The following is a 24,240-nucleotide window of genomic DNA, read 5'->3' as shown; positions in this document are numbered from 1 at the left end:
AGTTGATAGTCATTTGGCTGAAATAGTCTTTTTATTTTTCAGCCTTAACTCCTTGCTTGCCTTGTTTAAACTTATTCTATCTAGCTAAAATCTACTTTAAAATTAAAACAAGTCAGCCAGTAAAAATGCGGTATTACCAAGCAGATAGCCCACCCCTAGCAAAGTGCTGATCCAGAGAATTCCCCCAGTTACATTATAAAAACTGAAAGTCGCAAAGCTCATATGGCCAGAACCTGCCGCAAAAGGACCGAAGGAACGTACAAAGGGAATAAAACGCGCAATTAAGATCGTCTTGCCACCATGTTTCATAAAATAATGATTGGTTTTGACCATATATTCGGGTTTGAAAAATCGTGAATGCTCATTGAAATACTTTAATCCGAGTACTCTACCCGAATAATAATTCACGGTATAACCCAGAATCGAAGCAATCAGTAGTAATAAACCCATGGAGTGCAAGGTAATCAGGTCAGAGCTGGAACACAACGCACCGACAGCAATCAACAAACTGTCACCTGGCAAAAAGAAGAAAAACGGCGAACCTGTTTCCGCAAAAATCACCAGGAACAAAATTGCATAGATCCATACCCCATACTGCTCCAGTAATAAGGGTAAAGACTGTTCAAGATGAAGTAAAAAATCGAGCATTCGACCTGTCCACTGGGGCTAAAATCGCGAGTTGAGCCACGTATTATCCCGAAAAATAAAAAAACAGTCTAATTTTTCAATTAGATTGTCTGGTAATTGTGTAGCTAATTTATTTCAAAAAGCCATTTTCGGCTAAGAAGTCCATGCTGATTTTAGACTGTTCTGTAGGTTCTGCGGCCTTGTCACCAAGCAATAAACGCTCGATATAACGCGCCAGTATATCCACTTCCAGATTGACTCTAGTGCCTAGCTTCCAGGTACTAATATTGGTACGTTCGGCTGTATGCGGGATCAGATTCAGACTAAGGATATTTCCACGTAAGTGATTGATGGTTAGGCTGATGCCATCTACTGTTATAGAGCCCTTTTCTGCCAGATATTTGGCAATTTCTTTTGGTGCAGTCACTTCAAAGTAGATGGAACGAGCATCGGAACGTACCACCTTAATTTCACCCACAGCATCGACATGACCAGAAACAATATGTCCACCAAAGCGTGTAGTTGGCAGCATCGCCTTTTCGACATTTACAGGTTGGCCGACTTTCCAGTTAGCCAGTGTAGTCCGGTCCAGACTTTCACGTGATACGTCTGCAGCATACCAGTTCTCACCCCAGTCAATTACGGTCAGACAGATGCCATTGGTGGCAATCGAATCACCTAGATGTACATCGGACATATCCAGGTCCGTCTGGATGCGTAAACGCACATCACCACCAACGCCTTGCAGGCTCTCGACCTTGCCCAGACTTTCAATAATACCTGTAAACATCTTTATTTCCTTTTTCTCTGCGCTTACCACAAGGCCAATTGGGTACTCACCCCGGTCGTATCCACACCGCCCAGCTCGGCATAATGATGCAACTGGCTCAGTAACTGACGAATTGGTGGACCTGACTTGGCATGCGTGTCGGTAATTACAATAAATTCTAGTACGCGTGCACGTTCAGACTGGCGCTGTTTGCTGACACGATAACGTGGCACATCCTGAGTGAGCAAGGTTACACGGCCGCGTTTCAGGTTGGCCTGCAACAAATCTGTGGCACTGATATTACCATCGGTCGAATAACTGGTCAGGATAAAACGCGCATTAATGGTCGCTAACAAAGTTTCATAGGCTTCTTTGGCATGCTTGGATGAGTTGTACTGACTTGGACGTTCTTTACGCCATGCACGGTCAATTCCGCTCTTGAAGCCTTTAGTGTCTGGCGTAGGCAGATCCACCTGATCCCAGAGTGTTAAAGCATTCAGTACATGGTAGTTACTGCTATAGGCGTGCTGGTTATAGGGTGGATCAAGATAAGCTACATCGACTTCAAAACCACTCATCTGATTGGCTAAGTGTTGGGCATCCACACACCACATTTCTGCGGCAGGTCCTTGATGCTTGGCATCTTCACAAAAACGGCTTGGCGTTAACCAAAGTAGTGATTCAATACGTTCTAGTGCAGTTTGAGTCTTACCGCCCCAACCATGATGGAAACTTTTAAATACACCTGAAGTATTGCTGACAAAACTGGCTGAATAAAGTAATGGTGCCAGCAAGGCACTCATTTCCACGTCATCAATCGCACCTTGCGCTTGCCAAGTGGCAATCTGCTGACGGATCGCATCGATACGCATGCCGTTACGGCGTTTGAAGAATAAACGGTCACGGGTCGGATCATAGATTTCGTCATTGCGTGGACACAGATTATGCGTCACCCAGCCTTTGACTTCAGGCAGACGGTTCAGATAATCAATTGCTTTCTGATAGCCACCCAGTTCTTTAAATGCAGGTGCATCAGTACAAGCCAGAACTGCATGATTCAGCGCATGGCTATACGGTTCCCAGTCATTGGCAATCACACGATAGCCATTTTGACGTGCTAAACGCGACACCACACCAGAACCAGCAAAGAAATCGGCAAAAATAGGCGCACGACCATCTTCACGTTTTAAGGTTCCCGTGCTCTCAAGTGCTTCCAGAATTAAATGTAGTAAACGGCGCTTGTTCCCCAAATAAGGAACCAACTGATGGAAAAGATATTCATCGGTAGTACGTGCCGCATGGCGGCGTTTGTGATAAACCGTAGACTCTGAATTCATAGTGTCTCTTGAGAAGGAATTAACCTGAAGCGCACGTCATCACCCACGCGAGTGACATCCTGTAGCTTGAATCGAAGTTGTTCTGCCATTCGGCTAAATTCTGCATTCAACATACTACGCGCAGTTTGCCCCAATAAGGTCGGTGCAACATAACTGATGAGTTCATCCACCAGTCCTGCCTGTAAAAATGCGGTAGATAAGGTTGCGCCTGACTCAACCAGCACATCATAAATCTGATGCAGCTGAACCAGTTGCTGTAATAATTCTTTTAAAGGCTGAATTTCGAGTTGGATCACACCCAACTCAGCCAGCTCCTGACGATAAGGCCCCATCACCATTACCGTTTCTGGATTTTCTAAAATTTTGGCAGTCAGTGGCAAACGCCCCTGACGATCCAGAATAATCCGTTTTGGCTGAACGATTGTGCTGATGTCATCAACTTCTTTCAGACTACGAACATTGAGCTGGCAGTCATCTGCTAATACCGTATCAATCCCGGTAATTACTGCACCGGAAATCGCACGCCAATGTTGTACATCCTGTCGAGCCTCTACACCAGTAATCCATTTTGATTCACCCGATGCCATTGCCGTACGGCCATCCAGACTGGATGCAATTTTTAGACGCACATAAGGCATACCGGTTGCCATGGCTTTCAGGAAGCCATCATTTAGTAGATGCGCTTCATCTTCACAGATGCCAACTTCCACTTCGATACCGGCCTCTTTCAGGATCTGCACACCTTTTCCAGCGACCAGTGGATTCGGATCAGGACAAGCCACAATCACTTTGGCTAAGCCTGCTTCAACCAGACCTTTGGCACACGGCGGTGTACGGCCATAATGTGCGCACGGCTCCAGAGTGACATAAGCCGTTGCTCCACGTGCCTGTTCACCCGCCTGACGCATGGCAAAAACTTCCGCATGAGGTTGACCTGCTTTAGGGTGAAAACCTTCACCTACGATTATGCCATCTTTGACAATGACACAGCCGACATTCGGGTTGGGTTTAGTGGAGTACTGTCCCTGACGTGCCAGTTCGATGGCACGGCGCATCCAGATTTGATCTTGAGTGAGTTCAGTCATGCTTATTCTTGAAACTCACCGCGTTGCTGCATTTGTTCAATCTGACGACGAAAGGCTTCGACATCCTGGAAGTCCTGATAGACTGAAGCAAAACGGACATAAGCGACATGATCAAGTGCAAATAGAGATTGCATGACAATTTCACCAATCGTGCGTGATTTCACATCACGTTCACCCAAACGGCGAATCTGTAATTGAATATCACTGAGCACCGTTTCAATCTGTTCTTGCGTCACAGGACGTTTCTGCAAGGCATGCATCAGTGAACGGCGTAATTTGGCTTCATCAAAGGGTTCATTCTTGCCATCAGATTTAATGACACGCGGCATCACCACTTCATAACTTTCAAAGGTGGTAAAGCGTTCATTACAACTGACGCATTCACGACGGCGGCGAATCTGGCAACCTTCAGCGGCCAGGCGTGAATCAATCACTTTACTGTCTGGTGTATTGCAAAATGGGCAATGCATAGCGGTTTAATTGAACAAATCCTGATGATTTCCGAGTGTAGCAAAAATTCCAAACTTTGTAGAGTTTTACGCAACATATAGAAAAAAAACAGCCCATATGGGCTGTTTTACACAATATATTGATTATTGTTTTAGCAGATTATTCTACGCGTTCGCCATGTTGACTCAAGTCCAGACCCATACGTTCATCATCAGAAGAAACACGGATACCGATGATCAGATCGATCACCTTAAGAATCACAAAAGTTAATACTGCAGAGTAAGCGATGGTTGCAAGTACACCTTCAACTTGAACCCAAAGTTGGCTCATTACATTTGCTGGAGCAGCATCACCCATGATGAATTCGCTTGCAAAGAATGCTGTCAGAATCGCACCAACGATACCACCGACGCCATGCAGACCAAAGGCATCTAGAGAATCGTCGGCTTTCAGTACACGTTTCAAGGCAGTAATACCCCAGAAACATACCACACCACCGATCAGACCCATTGCCAGTGCACCACCGACAGTAACGAAACCAGCTGCTGGAGTAATCACCACCAGACCTGCTACCGCACCAGAAGCACCGCCTAATACAGAGGCTTTACCACGTACTACTTTTTCAGTAATTAACCAAGAGATTGCTGCTGCCGCTGCTGCAACTTGAGTTACGATCAGCGCATAGCCTGCAGAACCATTTGCACCCAATGCTGAACCACCGTTGAAGCCGAACCAGCCTACCCAAAGTAAGCTTGCACCGACGACGGTTAAAGTCAGATTATGTGGCGCCATTGATTCACGGCCAAGGCCCATACGTTTACCTAGCATGTAGGCTGCAACCAGACCCGCTACACCTGAGTTGATGTGAACGACTGTACCACCAGCAAAGTCAAGCGCACCGTCGTTGCCTAACCAGCCGCCACCCCATACCCAGTGAGTAATTGGTGCATAAACTAGAATTACCCAGAGTGCAATGAATGCCACGAAAGCACCAAACTTCATACGTTCCGCAATTGAACCGCTGATGATGGCAACCGTAATAATGGCAAACGTCATTTGGAAGATCACGAACAGGATTTCAGGAATTGTGCCGGATAGCGCATCGGTGGTTATTCCAGCCAGCATGAGCTTGTCCAGACTGCCGATAAAGGCATTTCCTTCACCAAAGGCCAAGGTATAGCCAATCACGACCCAAGCAATACTGACTACGGCTGCAGCAACAAAGCTGTGTGCCATTGTTGCCAGCACATTTTTCTTACGGACCATACCGCCATAGAACAGGGCTAAACCTGGAATGGTCATCAGTAATACAAGGGCTGTTGAAGTGAGAATCCAGGCTGTATCGCCAGTATCGAGAGTAGCTTCTTCTTCTGCAGGCGCTGCTGGTTCAGCTGGCGCCACTTCAGCAATCTCTGCTGTAGTTGTGTCTGTTGTTGTAAGTGAAGTATCACCAGTCTCTGCAACAAGTGCGACTTCTTCAGTAGGTGTTGGTGCTGTTACGGCCTCTTCAGCCCACGCAACAGAACCCCCTAAAAGAGCGCTGGACAAGCCGAACGCCATTAGCATTTTTTTCATTCGTATCCCCCAACCATGTTTTTTGTGAGTTATTAGGTACTCAGCAAACTTCGTGCCAAATTAAACAGCGTCTGCACCTGTTTCACCGGTACGAATACGGATGACTTGTTCTAAGTTAGTTACGAAAATTTTTCCGTCACCGATTTTTCCAGTGCTTGCAACACGAGTAATTGATTCAATTACCGAATCAACCATTTCGTCGCTGATTGCGATTTCAATTTTGACTTTCGGTAGGAAATCTACAACGTATTCAGCACCACGATAAAGTTCAGTATGGCCTTTTTGACGACCAAAGCCTTTGACTTCAGTCACAGTGATGCCTTGAACACCAATTTCAGATAATGCTTCACGCACATCATCCAATTTGAAAGGTTTTACAATTGCAGTTACGAGCTTCATGTTTGTTTTCCTTCGGCTTATTTCACCAGTAAGGTTTTATGTTCAAATTTCATGCCAAGATTCCTAAGGTCGGGGGAAATTAGAAAGCCCGGCACGATGTTTCTTGCTCCTTTATTTTATACTTATAACGTATTGGAATCTGCACAAATCGGATATTTTTTATGTGGATTTTTACAATATTACTAATCGAAGCAGCCTATATTTTATCTGAAATACTGTCAGTCACTCTTGCAGCAATGCTACACTGTCCGCGCATTTATATGGCGATGGATCGGATTATGATTGAAACCCTGTTACAAGCAATTTTGCAGCAAGTTGAACAGCCTAAAAAGGATCTGGAACACAATCTGCGTGCCCTGCTCAATGAAGCCGTTAGCAAGATGGATTTAGTGTCTAAAGAAGAGCTTGAACGCCAACGCACTGCCCTAAATAATGCCAATCAGCGTTTAAATGATTTACTAAAACAAGTCGAAGAGCTAGAAGAAAAAATCTCGATTAAAAAATAAGCACAACTACAGTGCACAAAAGACACGAGAACAATAAAAATAATGCACTATATTGGAACAACAATATGTCTTTTGCCAAAATTTATACGCGAGGCCTGTTAGGCCTGCATGCACCTTTAATTGAAGTCGAAGTCCATGTCAGTTCTGGCATGCCTTCCCTCACCATTGTGGGGCTTCCTGAAGCCGCAGTCAGAGAAAGTAAGGATCGGGTTCGCTCTGCCATTCTGAATAGTGGCTTTCAGTTTCCGACTAAACGCCTGACGATTAATCTGGCACCTGCCGATCTACCTAAAAATGGCTCACGTTTAGACTTGCCGATTGCGCTAGGAATTTTGGTTGCTTCAGGACAGCTTCCAGAAAATTGTACTGATAATCTTGAGTTTATTGGTGAACTGGCCTTAGATGGTCAATTGCGGCCTGTAACAGGCATCTTGAGCATTGCAATCGCCTGCCAGCAGGAACAGCACCAGCTGATCTTGCCTAGTCCGAATGCTCAGGAAGCCTCTCAGCTCCCGGATTTTCAGGTATTTGCTGCCAATCATTTACAGGAAGTCTGTGCACATCTGGCTCAAGCAGAAACCTTGACCCCGTTTAAGACCAGTCCATTAGATCAGCACTCTTTTTATAAATTTGATCTAGCGGATGTGAAAGGACAATTGCGACCACGACGTGCCTTGGAAATTGCAGCTGCTGGCGGCCATTCCCTGCTGTTCCGCGGTCCACCTGGTACAGGTAAAACCTTGTTAGCATCGCGCCTCGCCAGTATTTTACCGCCCTTAAATACTCAGGAAAATCTGGAAGTTGCCAGTATCTATTCAATTGCCAATGCCAATCATCCCTTTGGTCAGCGGCCATTTCGGGCACCGCATCATACTGCCTCTGCCATTGCACTGGTCGGCGGTGGCTGTCATTTACAAAAATAAAAGCTAGTTTTACAACAATAAATGCTAGTAAAGTTATTAATGGAAAAATTCTAACCTACTAATTAGTTCTTTTTAAAAATATGAACTCAAATTTTCTCCTTAATAGTTTTCCTAATGATGATGTAATACGTGTCTTAACCTTATATGGTGGAATTGAGAATAATTTTTCAGGAAATTCAAGTAGCCCTTTAATTTATGTTTTGCTTTGGGAAGTTGATATTAATAAGAAGTCCCTTATTGAAGATAACTTTATTATTTCTACAATTTGTTTAAATCAATTGTATAAAGCCAAGATAGGTTCCATTTGGAAAGGTCAAAAATATATTTCTCAAAATTTTAACTTTTCAAATACAATATGTTCTTTAAAATTAAACTTTCTATTTAAATTTAATAAGCCAAAAGTTGAAAATTTAGAAACTTTGATAAAATTTGACTTAATTAATATTAATTTCTTTGAAAAACTCGTAGCAAAAAAAATTCTTAATAAAGATTCTGAACTATTTCATATATTTTTAAAAAGCTATTATTGTGATTTAATTACAGTCACAGGTAAAAGAGTATTCATCTCATGCATGGTTCTTCTACAGGCTTTTTTCACAAAAAATAGTTTTATTAAGAATGATATTCTTATTCATAGCCGTGAAAAAATAATTAATAAATATTTTTATCTAAATTTTGACTGTTCATATAATTACATTTATGTGATCAGAGACTCTTATAAAAAATTAGGAAATCAATCGATAAATTTCTTAAAATCAATTACATATAATCCAAAAGTCCAAGAAGTTATTTCTGTATTACAAATGTCATTAGAAGACACTATCTTCTCACCACACAATAAATACTCAAAAATCCGCCATCCTATTATCACACCTCCTTATATAAATGATCTAGGTTTAACTATTAAAGGAATTTGGATTAAGAAAAATGAAATTTTCTTAATTACCAAAATTGAGTCCTTTAATAGTATTGATAATTTCTTATAAACTAGAATTATAAAAAACATCATATATAAAAAATTATATATGATTTGAAATTATTTCACTTGAAAAGTAGTAACCATCATCATAAATTTCACTAGGTATTAATTTTCTAAAATACATATCTCGCCAAATAATATCTATTATATACTCTGGCTCTTGCCCATATTCTATATGTTCATTTGGATTTGTCATAACCACTTGACCAACAGCATTAATTGGGACTTTAAAAGTATTATGGAAATATTGATGCGCATCTATAAATATTTGTCTTTCTCTATTAAATTCACTTAACATTATATCCTTATCATATTCAGCATTATAATCGATATATATGTCATAATAATCATCTTTTATACCTAAATGAGTATGTAAATATTGTGCATATTCATCTGTTAACTTTACTGCGGAGTTTTCTTTAGACAAACAAACATTCCAAACTTCTATATATGACTCATCATATTTTCCTGACTCCGCTCCTAAAATTGCCAAATTATAAGCTCCCGCTTCACACGCATTAGCATGGCAACTAATTTTATTTTTATTTTCATAATGATAAAAATCTTTTATATCATAAAATTCACGTAAGTATGACTTCACCAATTTCAAATCGTTCTTCACTACCACAATATTTTCAAAATGCAGTACAGCTGTTTTTGACCAGTTAAAACTTCCCGTTATTACAGTTTCATTATCAATTATGCAAAATTTATTATGCATATATTTATTAAATCTAGGTTTTACAGGAAAAATCTTTACTTCTTCATCTGGGATTTTTAAATATTTTCTATTTATAAAGTCATTATAATAGATGATTTCAATTTTTACCCCTTTTCTTGAAAGCCTATTTAAAATTGGGGTATATAACTTCCAGCTAATCCAAGCAACACATATTAATATTGACTCTTTTGCATTATTTAATTCCCTAATTAAATGCTGATCAATCTCTTCAAAATAGGCTTTGATTTCAACTTTGTTTCTTTGATACATGAGCTACTTCTACGTTAATAATGCCATTTTCCAATTAATATTTTTACCAATTTAAAAGATTAACTCTTTGATTTATATCAATTTTATATTAATAAAATTATTGACAGATACAGTGTATAATTAAGTTTTCTTACAATCAATACACCACCCCCACTATAAAAAATTTATTAATATAAATCAGTAGATTATTTGAATATACACTATATTATCAAGCATCAAAAATACTAAAATTTCTCTTTATTGTTCATTCTATATACTAATTATTAAATCATAACTCTTAATCACTATCTAACAATCGACAATAATTGAAAATACTTAAACATGACTTTAAGTAGAAGATTTACTCATGAATAGCTCAGCTAGCCCTAAATTGAGGTATTATTTGATAGATTACGCCTAAAATTTGTTCCCAGTACACTAGGCTTGGATAGCGAACTCTCAACTGCCCTTAATGAGTGCGTTTACAAGCAAAGTCTTACGTTTATTTTTAGCACCTAAAATTCCATGCGAGAATTGAAAAATGTCTAATGATGATGATACTTCCAGCAAGCTATCCAGCATGTTTCCTTTCACAGAAGAAGAATTGCTAAAAAACCTAGATCAATATGATCCAATATTAGAACTTATTCCGACCCATACTGATCGTGAATTAGGCGAAAGCTCATAAGCTCTGAGCCCTTTGTACTGTTATAAACATTATAAATAAATCACTTTCTATCATAGGGATAAACTCATTCCCTATTAATAGACTTGATGAAAATATTTTATTAATTTAAGCTGCTCTAATTATTCTATTTTTCCTTAAATTTCATGGAGTTTAATTTTGTATAATGGGTGATCTTACATATCGATTTACAGCCCTGGAAAGCTATGAGACGGACTTCGTAGAGATCCCCTCAGATCAATACCTACAAGAAGTTCTGTGTCAGATGATCCAGGAATATAGTAGTAATCACTCGCCTATTAATATTGACTTTAGAAAGCTTATACATTGGTTACGAGCAGGTGACCAGTTGACTCATCATATTCATCCTTACCCAGCCAAATTATTACCGCATATTGCCTATTTTTTTCTAAAAGCTCATAGCAATCTACTGGATAAAACTGTTTTGGATCCGTTTTGTGGTTCTGGCACTGTGGCATTAGAAGCTTCTATCCACGGTTTTAAGCCACTTGTTGCTGATGCCAATCCTTTTGCTTTATTACTCACAAAAGTAAAAACTACACCATATAATGTTGATAAATTGATAGAAGTTAAAAATCACATATTAAAAAAAGCAAAAAGATACAAGACGGCTCCCTCTATTGATGTAGTAAATCCTGATCTATGGTACCTACCAGAACATAAAAAAAAGTTAGAAATTTTGCTAAGAGCAATTGAAGAATTAACAGCAGATTCTGAGCAGGCATTTTTTAAGATATGTATATCTTCACTAACAAAAAAGATTAGCTTTGCTGATCCTGCAATTAGTGTTCCTGTGCGCTTAAGAACTAAAGAAAAATTTTCCTCAGCTGTTAATCAGCGAATACAAAAAAGGTTAGACTGGATAAAAGAAGCTGATGTCTTTCAAGAGTTCAACAATATTGTAAACATCAATATCGAACGTATCAAAGAGACAAATAATAAATATCCAAACCGACTTTCAGCTAAAAAAGTTGGTGTGGATGCTCGATCATTATTTTCAGATTATGATCAACTTATAGCAATGCCAGATAACTCAATTCCATTAGTAATCACCTCGCCCCCATATGGGAGTGCTCAAAAGTATATACGGTCTACTAGTTTATCTTTAAATTGGTTAAAACTTGCCTCTCCATCACAACTTCGTACTCTAGAAGAGAAGTCGATAGGTCGAGAACATTTAATAAGAGCTCCATTTCAATACGATGAAGGTGATCTACCTTTAGAGTATGTCGATCTCATTAAAAAAATTGCTCAAAAAAATGAAACAAGAGCAAGAATCACCCAAAAATATCTAATTGAAATGGCACAAGTAGTTAAAGAACTTGCTCGATTGACTTCCCCTAAAGGACGAATTATTTTCGTTTTAGGCAATAATCAAGTCTGTGGAGAAACTTTAAGAAATGATAAATTTATTATTGAGTGTTTTCAGAAGTATCACTTAAAACTTAAGTTAGTTTTGATTGATGATATTAAATCGAGAGGTTTAATGACAAAACGTAATAGAACAGCATCTGTGATTTCACGTGAAACAGTTTTGGTTTTTGAGAAGTAACATTACATGTCTACCCATCCACATCCAGAAGATGATATTGAAAAATACTTTGATAAGTTACAAATATTGAATCAAAGTGTTTGGGACAGTGTCTGTAATAAACCCCAAATAAATAAATGGCTTGAACAATTTAAAGGCAATGTTGTATCAGCCGAAGAAGAAAAAAAATATATGATTTATGCCTTATCTAAATTCATGTATTTTAGTCAAAGAATGGTTAGAGAGATGCTCATATCTCTTTATAGAGATTTTATTAGAGCTCCAATTATTCAAGATATTAGAAGAAATAATGGAAATACAACGAATATAGAAGAGCTTTCCAAATTGTATTCCGAAGACTTGAATACCACCAGATTTATTGGTGTGGGTAATCCAGCAGAAAGTGGTGCTCATCTACTCTACATTTTTAGACAAGTAAATAATTTAGAAAAAAAATTATTTTGTGACTTACATGGAGCATTTGATATTGTCGCTGATCCAGATGGTGGAACACCACATTGGGTAGCACGTACTTCAAATATAAAAAGATATATTTTTTTTGATGACTTTGTGGGAGGTGGGACACAGGCTAGCAGATACTTAGAGAAACCTATTGCAAGTATCAGAAGTAATAATCCCGATATTGAGTTGATATTTATATCTTTATTTTCAACTAGTAATGGTTTATCAAAATTAAATGAAGTACAACTATTTAATGGCAAAGCTTCTTGTTTATTTGAATTAGATGATACTTTTAAAAGTTGTTCCCCTGGTTCCCGTTATTTCGAAAAACATCCTTCATGGTTTTCTATCGAAACATTCAGAAGGATTGCCGAGTATTACGGTACTTTCTTATATGAACAGCCATTAGGGCATGGTGATTGTGAGTTATTATTAGGTTTTTCTCATAATACTCCCAATAACACTCTTCCAATTTTTTGGAAAAATGGCTCGATTAATGAATCTTTAATGAAGTGGTACCCTATTTTTGAAAGATTTGACAAAAACTATGGTCTATGGAGAGCTAAATAAAAATGGAAAATTCCAATCCCTTCTCCTTTTCAAAGGCTTCTGATTATACAGATGAAGAAATTAATACCTTTTGGGTAGATATTGATGATGATTTTGTAAGAAAAATAATTGATCCAACTTCAAAAAAGTCTTCTTTCATTCTCGGAGGTAAAGGAACGGGGAAAACTCATTTGCTCCGCCATTTCTCTTATGCCTCAACCAAACTGCGTCATCCCAATCTATCAGGATTAGAGATCATCCGAAATGATGGATTTGTAGGAGTGTTTTTACGAGCAAATGCATTAGATGCTTCTCGTTTTGATACAAGTAATGAGAATGAAAAAGGAAAATGGCAAATATTATTTGCGATCTTTCTTGAGCTTAAACTTACTGAAAACCTTTTAGACACATTAATTGATATTGAAAAAACTTCTACAGATTATAAATTTAATACTAAAGGACTGCTTGAGATTTTATCTTCTGAAATATCTCAAGAGACCTATTTTGCACAAATTAAAAGTCTTGAAGAGTTAAAAATATGGTTAAAAAAAGCATCTAAGAAAATAAATACTGCTATTAATAATTATGCTTTCACTAGTACATTAGACCTAATACCTCCATTTACTCCTGGCAGCTTATCTCTAAAATTTAAAAAAGCACTTGATGAATGGCATCCAGTTTTTAAAGATATATCATTAGTATATCTTATTGATGAAATTGAAAACTTTTACTCTATTGAACACCAAGAAGTCATTCAATCCTTTATAAGATATGGCGAGGGAATGACCACTTTTAGAATTAGTGGCCGTTTATATGCAATCAAGACCTATTCAACAATTGGTGGTGGAGAAGAAAATAGAGAGGATGTTGAATTCAAGAAAATTAATCTTGATGAAAAGCTTAAAGAACTTGGCGCCAAGTATAAGAATTTTGCAAATAATTTTATTAAGCAACGACTGTGTGTTAAAAAATTAATACCACTAAATAGATTAGAATCTTTTAATATAGAAGACTGTTTTGAAAGTATCAAATCTAGTAACTACTATAGTGAATTTATAGATTTTCTAGAACTAGACTCTAGCCAACCACAGGTTTTTGTTCAAAATTTTAGAAGTACGCTTCTTAAAGTTCCAAAATTAATTGCTACAGAGGAGATTGATCAAATAATTGATCTTTTAACCTCTAATTTCCCAATATTATTGCAAAAACATAATATATTGAGATTCTGCAAAGATTATAGCAATAAAGATAGTGTAATAGAGGTTGCAAAGAATATTAACCAAATTTGTGAGCTATATATAGAAAATCCTAAGGATGAAAAATGTAAAAGCTACGATGACTCTTATAGCCATTGGAGCTCAAATTTAATAGCTCAATTATGTAGAGAAAATAGAAAGCCTGTTATCTATTCTGGATTTGATACATTTGTAAAAATGTCATCAAATAATCCACGAAATTTATTAAGTATCCTTAGTAATGCCTATGATCTAGCGATATTTAATAATTTAGATTTTATTAATAAAGCCCCTCTGTCTATTGAAAACCAGACAAAATCAGTACTAAGTAATTCTAAGTTTATATTTGAACAAGACTCCAATTATGGTCGTCCATCAGATATAGCACAAATTGTTGTAGATAGATTAGCGTCCCTTCTAAGAACGGCTAGATTTGCTCTAAATATTCCTGAGGTTTCGCCATTAAGCGTTAGTTTTATTGATGATGATCTTTCCAAAAATGCAAAATTGGCTATTCAAAGTGCTTTAAATTATTCATTTATCTTTGAAACCAGTAGTGGTAGACCTGATAGAAATTCAGAACGGATCAATCGTAAAATATATCTAAACCCAATCCTCTCTCCTAAATGGGATTTACCTATTGGGCGTAGAGGTGACATTAGCCTTTCTGCTGAACTTGTAAATGCAATATTTGATATTGAAAAAGGTAATGAGTTTAAAGTGCTGTTAACGCGTCTTGATACGAAATGGAATAACCCTTTTACAAGAGATGAGCTCCTCCTAAAACAACCAGATCTTTTTAGCAATGATTGACTATTCTATTTTCTATTATCAGGCTTATAGTTCTCCTAACGATTTATCTGATTATGATATTTTTATATCTGCTTATAATTCTAGCGAACGTGTAAAGAGTGTTTTTAGTAATATTAATGCTTCAAAAAAATTATGGTTAATTCATCCTGAGTATTTGTTTAACGACTTAGAATTACCTAAGGATGGGATAATTGTAAAACCTGAAGAAAGATCGGAGAGTATCCAAGTCCGTACATTATTAAATAATATAAACAATATTACTGAAGTTAAACTTTGCATTGATATTACTGGCTTCATGAGACATGTCTTAATTTTTTTAGTGGCCAGTTTAAAAAAAATGGGGGTAAAAAAGTTTACAGCAATTTACTCTGAGCCCATGACTTATTCTAATGATGAGAACACGGAATTTAGTACTACAACCAGCCCAATAGTGCGTTCTATTCAAGGTATTTCTGCTGATATTGATCCTAGCTATCAAGACCATTTAATAATTAATGTAGGCTATGATCATAAAATCATATCTCAAGTTTCTACCTATAAAGACAGTGCTACTGTATATCCATTATTCTCTTTTCCCTCCTTAAGTGCTGATATGTATCAGCAAAGTGCTTTCAGAGCTTCATCCAGTGGGGATATAACAAAGAAAGACGACTGGTTTATAAACAGAAAATTTGCACCAGCAAATAATCCATTTGCTACAGCTCAAATAATCAGTGAATTAATACATAGTATAGATGCGGTCAACGATTCTAAAAATAATATATATTTAGCCCCTTTATCTACTAAAGCACAAACTTTAGGTTTTGCTATTTATTGGGCTCTAGAAGGAGAAGAAAGAGATATATCTATCTTATTACCAGAATGTTTGACTTATTCTAGAGAGACATCTCTAGGATTAAAAAGATTATGGTCCTATGAGGTCGAATTAACTCTGAGTTAGCAATTCAATATCAGCCTTTAAGTTAATATTTGTTTGATAATTAATCATTTTTTTGAAAAAGGCAATGAGTATTTTTAGGTAACCAATATTTTTTATTATTGTATGAAATATTGTAACCATCTTGAACTTCTTCAACCATTTCAGACTTTACCCTTAATGCCTGTTGATTGCTCATATCATGAAAAAACTGTAAGCCTGTTTTAACCCAAGTTAACATATCAATTCTTTGATTCGAGCAAATCATTTTTATCAAGTCGTTTTCTAACTTGTTCTTATTAGCCTTCTTAATAGAATTTGACTTCTTGATAGTGACATAATCTATATTCGTATTGTATTCGTCATTTAAAAAATTTATAAACCCATGTAAAGCAGCAGCTTGTCCTGGAAAAGCTACCAAATATTCTTTTACACTTTTCAAGTCTGGCAATAATTCTCCGCCCTGATCAGTCAATAACATAAGTGCAACCGCAGGCTTTATTGCAAGTCTTACTGATCGAGCAGAAGTAAGACCCTGTTTCATTTTATTATCTAATTTCTTCTTATAAGAATTTACAACCTTATACGCTATAGATAATTGTGACAAACTTTCAATAAGTAATCTTGTTTGATCCTGTTCGGAACATTCCCTTTTACTTGTAGACAAAATTTGTAAATCATAGGACTCATCAAGCCATCTTATGATTAATTCGAATTTTCTAAGTCCATGAGTCCTTAATTGGGATAATAATTCGTTAGCAGTAGGTATAGACTCCATCCATAACATTTTGGATTTAATAAAAAAATAAGTATGCTTATTGAGATATAGAGCTGCTTTATGAGTCCCAACTTCATTCATTAACCAAGATGTATATTTTTTATATTGTTGTTTCAAAAAAGGGGACTCAAAAATACTAAGATTCTGGTTATATTTTTGCCATAAATTTTTATACCAATAGCAATCTTCACATACATCTCCACATCCTGCGGCTATTAATTTATTACAGATTAGACATGGTTTATCTTTATAATTTTTACACCTCTTACACTTTTTTACTCCATTTTCATCAAGCTCTAGTAACCGATATTTATGACAAAAAGGACAGGTTTCATAATCTCGTGTAGCACATTTTGGACAAACTCTTAAATCATCTTTAAAACGTGAAATCTTAGTTAGCTTTTGTGATGGTGCATTACATCGTTCACATTGTTGAATCATTCTGAAATATACAGAACAGCTATTACAAACTACTCCATATTGTGTAAGTTTTCCTATTGGTCTATTAGTTAAATTACATCGTATGCATGGTTGTTTTTTAATACATTCATTACATTTCGCCTTACTATCATTCTTTGATAAGCGTGCTAATACACCACAACTAGGGCAAGGGCGTTTCTTAAAAATTCGTGCATAACAAGTTGAACAGTATTTCTTATCCTTATATTTTTTCTTTATTTTTAAAACAGTTTTTGCACATCCATTACATACTTGTCTTGAATCTTTGTTACTCAAATTCAATAACTCCAACTTTTTTAATTTTTCTCAATAATTTAAGCCACTTACGCTCCACATTCTTCTTAGATTTTGGTTGATTTATTGAAGATTTTAATCGTTGAGATGGATAAATTCTTACTGGCTTTGCCATAGCAGCTTTCATTTGTAAGAGTTGAGATGGTAATTTTTTACGATTATCCCAAAAACTTGCATTACTAATTCCATATTCATACGCACGATCTACTATCAAATCGCATGGAATTTTCATAATTCGATCTAATAAGGAAAGTAGAATGGTACGTTCATGTATATTTAAATACTCAAATGATAATGGAGTAATTGTGAGAGGAATGTCTAAGTCCACACCTAGACTTTTAAACATTTCAAGAAGACGCAAATTTTCCGTATCTAATAACAGCCTGATTTCGCTTAGCCATGCACGTGCTATCTCAAACCATTCATAAGATGAAATACTCTGATTGTTATAAAGACCTTTGCCAGTTTTTAATACTTGATCTGCATTTATTTGAAAGTCTAATGCATTTAAATTACATACTTTCGGTTGGTGATCTATAAAGTTATACCCACATGAAGAACATATCGCTAGAGAACCATGTTCTAGATCGATTTTAAATAGCTGAATAGTGATTCCACATTTAGGACAATGATCAATTAACTCTACTTGATGCTTTTCACAACAACTATGCCATCCCATCCGCCACATTAAACGGAAATAAGGTGATACACCATCATCCTTGAAGCATTTCACACATAATTGCCGACCTGATAAGTTTGATCTATTTCTCTGACCTAGTACTAAAATCCAGATTTTGTTTGGGTGCAGATACAATTGAGGAATAATACTACTCAGCATTGTATTCAGAATAGTCTGCTTATTTTCGAAACAATGTAATAATAATGAGTTAAGTCTGATATCACTTATTCCTTTATCTAAATCAATTGTAAGTGCTCTCCAATCCCTCCATAACGCTTCAACTAGAATCAAAGGCGAACATCCCATATCTAAAGCTGACCTAATCAACCAAGATGAAAATATTTCACCATTTTTAATTGGTGTCCTGATATACCATTGCCCAGCATGATCTGACATTACTCCCCCCTAAATACTAAAATCTAAATACGATTAATTTTTATATTTTGAATATTGCGAACACCTTGAGTTGGTTTTAACCATCTGAACTTTTTGATAATTTCTAAAGTGATTTCTTCTGTACCGGTCAATATTGCCATTTTTGCGCATTCGACCACTACCCTATTTAAATCCCCTAAATTTCCTCCTGAGATCTCATGTAATAATGTGGCAATTTCTTGAGATGATAAATTTGAAGGTTTTTTCAATGGAATCAATTTAACGTAACTCAAAAGGAGCCTTAAAAAATCTTCATCTAATTTCCATAAAGGTAAGTCTAAGATATCGAATCTACTGGCATACTGAGCATCTGTATGTAATATCAATGATGCTTCACGAGTTCCAACACCAATAATATTTAAACTTAATTCATTACTCAGTGTTTTAAGAGCATTCATTACTTCTTGTTGTTGTCTTGAGCTTCCACTTAAACAATTATGCAACTCATCAATTATCAACATTTTTGTTTCATACTTTCTTAGTAAATGAATTGCTTGATTCTTTAATTTACTTTCAGGATCAGTAGTACGAAAAGGAACGAAAAAATGCTCTAAAATATTAATATATAATTCTTTTACATTTGCTCTGACTGGAGCCTGTATAGGAATAACTGGCTTAGTCAGGGACAATAATTGCATATCGATATCATTAACTTTGTTTATATAATATTTTTTTGCAAATTCATGAATAATCGTAGTTTTTCCCATATTTGAGTCACCTACGATTAAAAGACATTCAGGTCTTAATTTCTTAGGTCGATTTAAAAGATCAGTGAGCATATTTAATACTGTAATTGCTCTTTGATAACCAATCCATCGATCCATATAAAGAAAATTAATTCGCTCATCATCGCTTAAAACCATAATTTCACGAACATGTGCAGCAAGATGGTTAAATTTTTCCATGACTCACCTTAAATCATCAAATGCTGTTAAATCTGTATTCCATAAGCTATTTTCAGACTGTGATAAATTGGAATTAACATTTTGATTAGCATTATTTTTTTCAAATAAAGATTGAGTGAAGCTTTTACTATTTTCTTTTCTTCTCTGGTTTAATCGGCGTTGTTTCCTTGTCAAACTCAAGGCTTGATCTACTTTTTCACGCAAATGGATAATTGCTTTATAAATAGCATCTTGATCAACTGTATTTAAACGCTGACTTTTAAGATATTTTTGAACCTGTTTATATTCATGTAAGCTGATTGAAGGTATTTCACGTTTAGCCGTAGGCACTTTAAAATAAGTATTGGTATTGGGTTCATAGAACCAAATCATAGAAATATCGCGAGGATCTCTTTTAAAAATAAACTTTCTTTTCTTTTTTTTATTGGGATCATTTGGGTCGATCGCATTTATCCAAGGTCTTAAACAATCAGAAAAATAAAAAAGTTTATCCTTCTTAACCCCTGTTCTTTGAATAGTTGATTCAAATTCAGGAGCAAAATCTAAGAACAAAGTTGCCTCATCAGCTACTCGTTCTTTTAAACCAGTGCCAGGTTTAAATTTAGTCCCCCAAATTCCTTCTTCCCACATTTGTAATGGTGGAGCATCTAGTATTGAGTGTTTGCTCTTATGATAAACATTCACAATCCAGTAAACAATATAATATTCTAGATCTCTGAGAGTTAAGCAGGCATTTTTTGCTGAATCATATGCCCCCTTCATGACAATATTTGACTTAGTTGTTCCATCTAAAACATGCATCTCTAGATTGACTATACCAAGCAAACGCTCGATATGACCACCAAACTTTGCTCCATCAATAGGGCGATACTCCCAATTAATATCGTATTTCAAACAAGCCTTACTAAGGTGAAGGGTTCTAAAATCTGAACCATTATCAGAATGAACTGAATCCATAAGCCCTTCAACATCCCATTCCCCATCTATACCTAATTCAAGTAATTTTCTTTTTTTAGATAAGATTGCAGATGAAATACACATGGCTACGGATATAGAACTAGGTTCATCCAAAGAGAGGTAATACCCCACAACCATTCTACTAAAGACATCAATTGCTAGTGTTAGATAAGCACGACCTATAGTTTCACGGTATTGTTCATCAACAATCTCTACATCTAATGGCGTATGATCAATTTGGACATATGCTAAGGGATAATCCGCATTGGGAAACGAACCAGCAGCAGCCTCATACTTATCTTTTAAAATTTTTTTGCCATATCTTGCTTTAGTTACTTCATATGCATTGATAGCTTCTATTCGGCACCTAATAGTATTATCGTGAGGAGGTTCTAATTTTCTTTTAAAACACTCAAGCTTAACTTCTAGAATCGTTTTTGCAATACTTGGTTTTAGAGATGTTAAATACTTTGTATGAATTGCTTGTTGAATAATATAATTAAGTTCAGGAGATAATCGTTTCTTATTAGCCCTCCATCCTCTTTTTTTAGGTATTAAAACTAATATTGACTTATTTTCTCGATAAGCTTTCAACCACTTCCAAATAGTATTTACATGAAGATTATTTTTTTCAGCAGTCTTTTTTACCGTTTCAACAGTCGAATTTTCTATTAATGGCTTAATTATTTCATAATGCTGTAATGCTACCTGCCATGCTTCATCAGAAATATCTTCTCCTTTATTGAGCATAGAAGTTTCATTGTCTTCTGAATCTACAACTGACAAATTTCTTATGTTTACTTGAATACAACGGGCTGATTCTAGATTGGATATAACAACCTCTTCTGAATTTAGAATATTAATAATTCTGTATTTAGAGCCATTATAATTAACAACATTATTTGGTTTAATAATTAAACGTTTTCTATCAATTTTAACTGAATCATTTTCTATCATTTAGATTTCCCCTTTTGTAGCATTTTTATCATTTATCCAAATAATTGTTTCAGCTGACAGAGGACTATATAAATCACATAGTATTATTTTTTTCGATATTAAAATCCAAATTTTATGAATAGCTTTTAATATATTCCTTTGATCCGTAAAAATATAAGTAGGTAATTGATTAACTGTAGAATAACCTAATTTTTCCAGTATTTCGGTTAGTATCCGTTGTTCATCTTTCTCTATATAAGATCGCTTAAATCTCTTAAGAAAATTAATATTCTCCCAATATTGATCATATAAACGAGATTCATCAATGATTCTAAACTTCCATCCTTTTTCCAAAGCAAAAGTATAAGCAGCTTTAAACTTGGGTCTGAGTCCTTTCCAATCTGTTCGAAGTTTTTTTCTAGGTTTAATTTCGATCAATAATGGTGCAGCAAATAAATCTACATCTTCATACTGTGCACTAGAAAACTGCACCAAAAAATCAGGTGTATATGTTGATTCATTCCCTAACTCAGTAATATAAGGAATAGCAACAGGTTGCCCCACTACATCAATGACATTTTCGTTATATTCTTGCTTAAATAAAAAATCTCGCTCTAAAGTTGATTCATACCAGATTGTTTTTTCACCTCTAAAGGAATAGTTACCCGAGATACTCCCGTATACTGTTTGAGCTTTTCTTACCGGGCTATATTCATCACTGATTCTTTTCATTATCAACCTCAGCTTTAATCGACTAGCTTTTATTATGGTAGTTTTACAATCAACTAGCGTTTATTAATGTAATAACTAGCTTTTATTTTTATAGACTTTGTTAGATAACTTTTTGAATTCTAATTATCCCACTAGCTTTTATTATAGTATATGACAGTGGCTCACATCCTAAACCTGGAGAGATCACACTGGCACATTTGGGCGTTTTATTTCTGGACGAACTGCCTGAGTTTGACCGCAAGGTACTCGAAGTATTACGTCAGCCGCTTGAGTCCAAAGAAATTGTGATCTCGCGTGCTTCCCGGCAAATTACCTTTCCAGCCAATTTTCAGCTGGTGGCAGCCATGAATCCTTGTCCATGCGGTTATGCATTTAATCAGGACATCCGCTGTCAATGTTCACCTGAAACCATCAAGCGTTATCAGAACCGGATTTCTGGTCCATTACTGGATCGGATTGACCTGCATATTGACGTACCACCTTTACAGGCACAGGAGTTACAGGACAATAAACCTGTCGAAAACTCTGAAACGGTCAGACAACGCGTGATTACCGCTTATAACATTCAGATCAAACGGCAAAATGCCTTAAACATGAGTCTTAGCCCAAAACAACTGGAACAATATGCCCCTCTCGATCCACCAGCTCAAAAAATGATTGAACTGGCTCAGCAGAAACTGAATTTATCAGCACGAGGCTATCATCGGATTTTGCGTGTTGCCCGAACCATTGCCGATCTTAACCAAAGTCTAGATATTCAGACTGGGCATTTATCGGAAGCCCTGTCTTATCGCGGGCAACACATTTAAATAATAAAAAAGGCGACTTAGAGTCGCCTTTTTATTTAGAGAAAATTAGAAGCTATAACCTAATCCGAATACTACTTTGTTCTTTTGTTTCACATCCATACGATCATAACCACCAATAATGTAATTGATGCTTGCAGTCACACCAGTATCTGCAAGAGGTTTACTTAAACCGATGTCAAAATGACGGAAACCAAAACTTTCCGTAGTTCCTTCGATATCACCTGATTTTTCATAAGCATATAAGCCTAAAGCTGTATCCAAGCTGAAATCTTGTGGTAAAGCATAGCTATAAGTAGCTTTTAAATAGGTATCACCTGCATTGCCCCAAGTGGTATCTTCAAGAAGAGTTTGTGCTGTAATACCTAAATCTTTATAGCTCAGACCTAATAACAGCTCAAATCCATTCGTTTCTTCATCAGATTCATAATAATAGTAGTAAGTCGTACCGATCGTTAAACCCAAATCATCATTTACCGAATGGCTGTAGCCTGCATAGAAATTATTTTCAAAAGCATCACGGCCTTCTTCAACCAAAGAATAATCTAAGGTAGAACCCCACCAACCAACATAGAAGCCAGAGGAATGATTATAGTCAAGCCCACCTTGTAAAGTAGCTCCGCTATTTTCAGGTGTGTTGGTAATCCCACGCAGGTTATAGCTTGAAAGTACACTGATATTCCCAGAAACTGAATGTTCAGCAGCTGGTTCATCCGCGAAAGTGAAAGAAGATGCAGCACCTAGTAAAGCAAAAGATAATACTTTTAATGTTGATTTCATTGTATGACTCCCCCAGATCGTTTGAGACGTTTTTATGATATTGATTAAACTCGAGTTCGAAATTTGCAAGAGCTATGCCAATCTGGAATAAAACAACTAAAATCTGATGAATAAAAATAAAATAAATCACTAGGTATTTGTTTTTAAATTATATTTAAATTTTTAAAAAAAGTACTTTGATAGATTCTTTTTAACATTAGCCCTTTTTCAAAGATTTATTTTCTTTTTTCGGCCTTATACATAATCATTTACAAGTTGCGCCATTTTGAAACTTTTTTCGCTTTGATTAAATTTTGTGCTAAAAAAAGGTGCAGAAATAAAAGGTAAAGAAGCAGATTGCTTTATTCGAGTTTTTGATTCTTACCCAAACTCAGAAATTTCTGGATTAAAAAGTTCAAAATAGTGCTAAGCAACAAAAAGTGACTCTCATAGAATGACTTTTTATTATTCGGAAATCTATCAGCATTTTTGGATTTATAAATATTTAAATTAAATATTTATAAATTAAAATTCAATAATTTATAATCAATTCTCACTTTTAAGAAATTATTAATGGATAGTCTGAGACAGAAAATGAAGATTTTGAACACTCAACTTTTTCATTCTAAGAATTTCAATTTTAAATATTATCGATACACTCATGAGTC

General features: G+C 35.9%; 21 protein-coding genes and 2 pseudogenes. 9 read left to right on the top strand and 14 right to left on the bottom strand.

Annotated elements, in window-relative coordinates; translation table 11 throughout:
* Window positions 1-102: 102 nt before the first annotated feature.
* The 7 genes from B3J29_RS06790 to glnK all read right to left on the bottom strand — a co-directional run bounded on the left by B3J29_RS06790 (window position 103) and on the right by glnK (window position 6,242).
* Window positions 103-648, bottom strand: coding sequence for a VTT domain-containing protein (locus B3J29_RS06790; RefSeq protein ID WP_005233462.1), 546 nt, complete (start codon window positions 646-648; stop codon window positions 103-105).
* A gap of 109 nt (window positions 649-757) precedes the next feature.
* On the bottom strand, window positions 758-1,417 hold the full coding sequence (locus B3J29_RS06785; protein ID WP_125279625.1) for a riboflavin synthase: 660 nt from the start codon (window positions 1,415-1,417) through the stop codon (window positions 758-760).
* Window positions 1,418-1,440: 23 nt separating this feature from the next.
* Window positions 1,441-2,733, bottom strand: coding sequence for a DNA adenine methylase (locus B3J29_RS06780; protein ID WP_004787305.1), 1,293 nt, complete (start codon window positions 2,731-2,733; stop codon window positions 1,441-1,443).
* A complete protein-coding gene (gene ribD, locus B3J29_RS06775) occupies window positions 2,730-3,818 on the bottom strand; it encodes a bifunctional diaminohydroxyphosphoribosylaminopyrimidine deaminase/5-amino-6-(5-phosphoribosylamino)uracil reductase RibD (RefSeq protein ID WP_125279624.1) in 1,089 nt (362 codons plus the stop codon). The genes B3J29_RS06780 and ribD overlap by 4 nt, the downstream gene beginning before the upstream one ends.
* A 2-nt stretch (window positions 3,819-3,820) precedes the next feature.
* On the bottom strand, window positions 3,821-4,288 hold the full coding sequence (nrdR, locus tag B3J29_RS06770) for a transcriptional regulator NrdR (RefSeq protein ID WP_004787309.1): 468 nt from the start codon (window positions 4,286-4,288) through the stop codon (window positions 3,821-3,823).
* 139 nt (window positions 4,289-4,427) lie between these two features.
* Window positions 4,428-5,843, bottom strand: coding sequence for an ammonium transporter (locus B3J29_RS06765; RefSeq protein ID WP_005233457.1), 1,416 nt, complete (start codon window positions 5,841-5,843; stop codon window positions 4,428-4,430).
* A 60-nt stretch (window positions 5,844-5,903) separates the two neighbouring features.
* A complete protein-coding gene (gene glnK, locus B3J29_RS06760; protein ID WP_004650081.1) occupies window positions 5,904-6,242 on the bottom strand; it encodes a P-II family nitrogen regulator in 339 nt (112 codons plus the stop codon).
* A gap of 278 nt (window positions 6,243-6,520) precedes the next feature.
* Here glnK and B3J29_RS06755 point away from each other — a divergent pair, with 278 nt between their 5' ends.
* The 3 genes and pseudogenes from B3J29_RS06755 to B3J29_RS06745 all read left to right on the top strand — a co-directional run bounded on the left by B3J29_RS06755 (window position 6,521) and on the right by B3J29_RS06745 (window position 8,657).
* Window positions 6,521-6,748, top strand: a complete 228-nt coding sequence (locus B3J29_RS06755) for an accessory factor UbiK family protein (protein ID WP_034169813.1) — start codon at window positions 6,521-6,523, stop codon at window positions 6,746-6,748.
* A gap of 65 nt (window positions 6,749-6,813) precedes the next feature.
* A pseudogene (locus tag B3J29_RS06750) lies at window positions 6,814-7,659 on the top strand (YifB family Mg chelatase-like AAA ATPase); the annotation flags it as partial.
* 92 nt (window positions 7,660-7,751) lie between these two features.
* Entirely contained in the window at window positions 7,752-8,657 is a 906-nt protein-coding gene (locus B3J29_RS06745; protein WP_175966321.1) for a hypothetical protein, read from the top strand.
* 33 nt (window positions 8,658-8,690) lie between these two features.
* Here the strand turns inward: B3J29_RS06745 and B3J29_RS06740 are convergent, their stop codons facing one another.
* Window positions 8,691-9,641, bottom strand: coding sequence for a phospholipase D-like domain-containing protein (locus tag B3J29_RS06740; protein WP_125279813.1), 951 nt, complete (start codon window positions 9,639-9,641; stop codon window positions 8,691-8,693).
* A gap of 520 nt (window positions 9,642-10,161) precedes the next feature.
* Here B3J29_RS06740 and B3J29_RS06735 point away from each other — a divergent pair.
* The 5 genes from B3J29_RS06735 (at window position 10,162) to B3J29_RS06715 (ending at window position 15,856) form a co-directional block, all read left to right on the top strand.
* The gene (locus tag B3J29_RS06735) at window positions 10,162-10,308 is read left to right on the top strand and encodes a hypothetical protein (protein WP_158651062.1); all 147 of its coding nucleotides are present in this window, start codon (window positions 10,162-10,164) and stop codon (window positions 10,306-10,308) included.
* Window positions 10,309-10,570: 262 nt separating this feature from the next.
* Window positions 10,571-11,878, top strand: coding sequence for a DNA adenine methylase (locus tag B3J29_RS06730; protein WP_228301739.1), 1,308 nt, complete (start codon window positions 10,571-10,573; stop codon window positions 11,876-11,878).
* A gap of 6 nt (window positions 11,879-11,884) precedes the next feature.
* On the top strand, window positions 11,885-12,889 hold the full coding sequence (locus B3J29_RS06725) for a phosphoribosyltransferase-like protein (RefSeq protein ID WP_125279815.1): 1,005 nt from the start codon (window positions 11,885-11,887) through the stop codon (window positions 12,887-12,889).
* A gap of 2 nt (window positions 12,890-12,891) precedes the next feature.
* Complete coding sequence (locus B3J29_RS06720; protein WP_125279816.1) at window positions 12,892-14,916, top strand: hypothetical protein; 2,025 nt, start codon at window positions 12,892-12,894, stop codon at window positions 14,914-14,916.
* Complete coding sequence (locus B3J29_RS06715) at window positions 14,909-15,856, top strand: hypothetical protein (RefSeq protein WP_125279817.1); 948 nt, start codon at window positions 14,909-14,911, stop codon at window positions 15,854-15,856. Before B3J29_RS06720 ends, B3J29_RS06715 begins: the two co-directional genes overlap by 8 nt.
* A gap of 40 nt (window positions 15,857-15,896) precedes the next feature.
* On the opposite strand, the gene B3J29_RS06710 is transcribed toward B3J29_RS06715, so the two are convergent.
* From B3J29_RS06710 to B3J29_RS06690, 5 genes are read right to left on the bottom strand one after another with little or no spacing between them, the layout of a single operon-like run.
* Window positions 15,897-17,345, bottom strand: a complete 1,449-nt coding sequence (locus B3J29_RS06710) for a transposase (RefSeq protein WP_214001835.1) — start codon at window positions 17,343-17,345, stop codon at window positions 15,897-15,899.
* Complete coding sequence (locus B3J29_RS06705; RefSeq protein ID WP_125279887.1) at window positions 17,338-18,438, bottom strand: TniQ family protein; 1,101 nt, start codon at window positions 18,436-18,438, stop codon at window positions 17,338-17,340. The genes B3J29_RS06710 and B3J29_RS06705 overlap by 8 nt, the downstream gene beginning before the upstream one ends.
* A 23-nt stretch (window positions 18,439-18,461) precedes the next feature.
* Entirely contained in the window at window positions 18,462-19,382 is a 921-nt protein-coding gene (locus B3J29_RS06700; protein WP_175966325.1) for a TniB family NTP-binding protein, read from the bottom strand.
* A 3-nt stretch (window positions 19,383-19,385) separates the two neighbouring features.
* The gene (locus B3J29_RS06695; RefSeq protein WP_125279427.1) at window positions 19,386-21,296 is read right to left on the bottom strand and encodes a Mu transposase C-terminal domain-containing protein; all 1,911 of its coding nucleotides are present in this window, start codon (window positions 21,294-21,296) and stop codon (window positions 19,386-19,388) included.
* Window positions 21,297-22,007, bottom strand: coding sequence for a TnsA endonuclease N-terminal domain-containing protein (locus B3J29_RS06690; protein ID WP_125279426.1), 711 nt, complete (start codon window positions 22,005-22,007; stop codon window positions 21,297-21,299). It lies immediately after the preceding gene.
* 155 nt (window positions 22,008-22,162) lie between these two features.
* On the opposite strand from B3J29_RS06690, the pseudogene B3J29_RS06685 reads away from it, so the two are divergent.
* Window positions 22,163-22,816: pseudogene (locus B3J29_RS06685) on the top strand (ATP-binding protein); the annotation flags it as partial.
* 45 nt (window positions 22,817-22,861) lie between these two features.
* Here the strand turns inward: B3J29_RS06685 and B3J29_RS06680 are convergent.
* Window positions 22,862-23,593, bottom strand: a complete 732-nt coding sequence (locus B3J29_RS06680) for a TorF family putative porin (RefSeq protein ID WP_125279424.1) — start codon at window positions 23,591-23,593, stop codon at window positions 22,862-22,864.
* Window positions 23,594-24,240: the final 647 nt, after the last annotated feature.

This window comes from Acinetobacter sp. UBA5984, assembly GCF_002429925.1.
In the GTDB taxonomy this organism is placed as follows: Bacteria; Pseudomonadota; Gammaproteobacteria; order Pseudomonadales; family Moraxellaceae; genus Acinetobacter; species Acinetobacter variabilis.
Note: the sequence above shows the minus strand (reverse complement) of the source record. Positions and strands in the feature narration are given on the sequence as shown.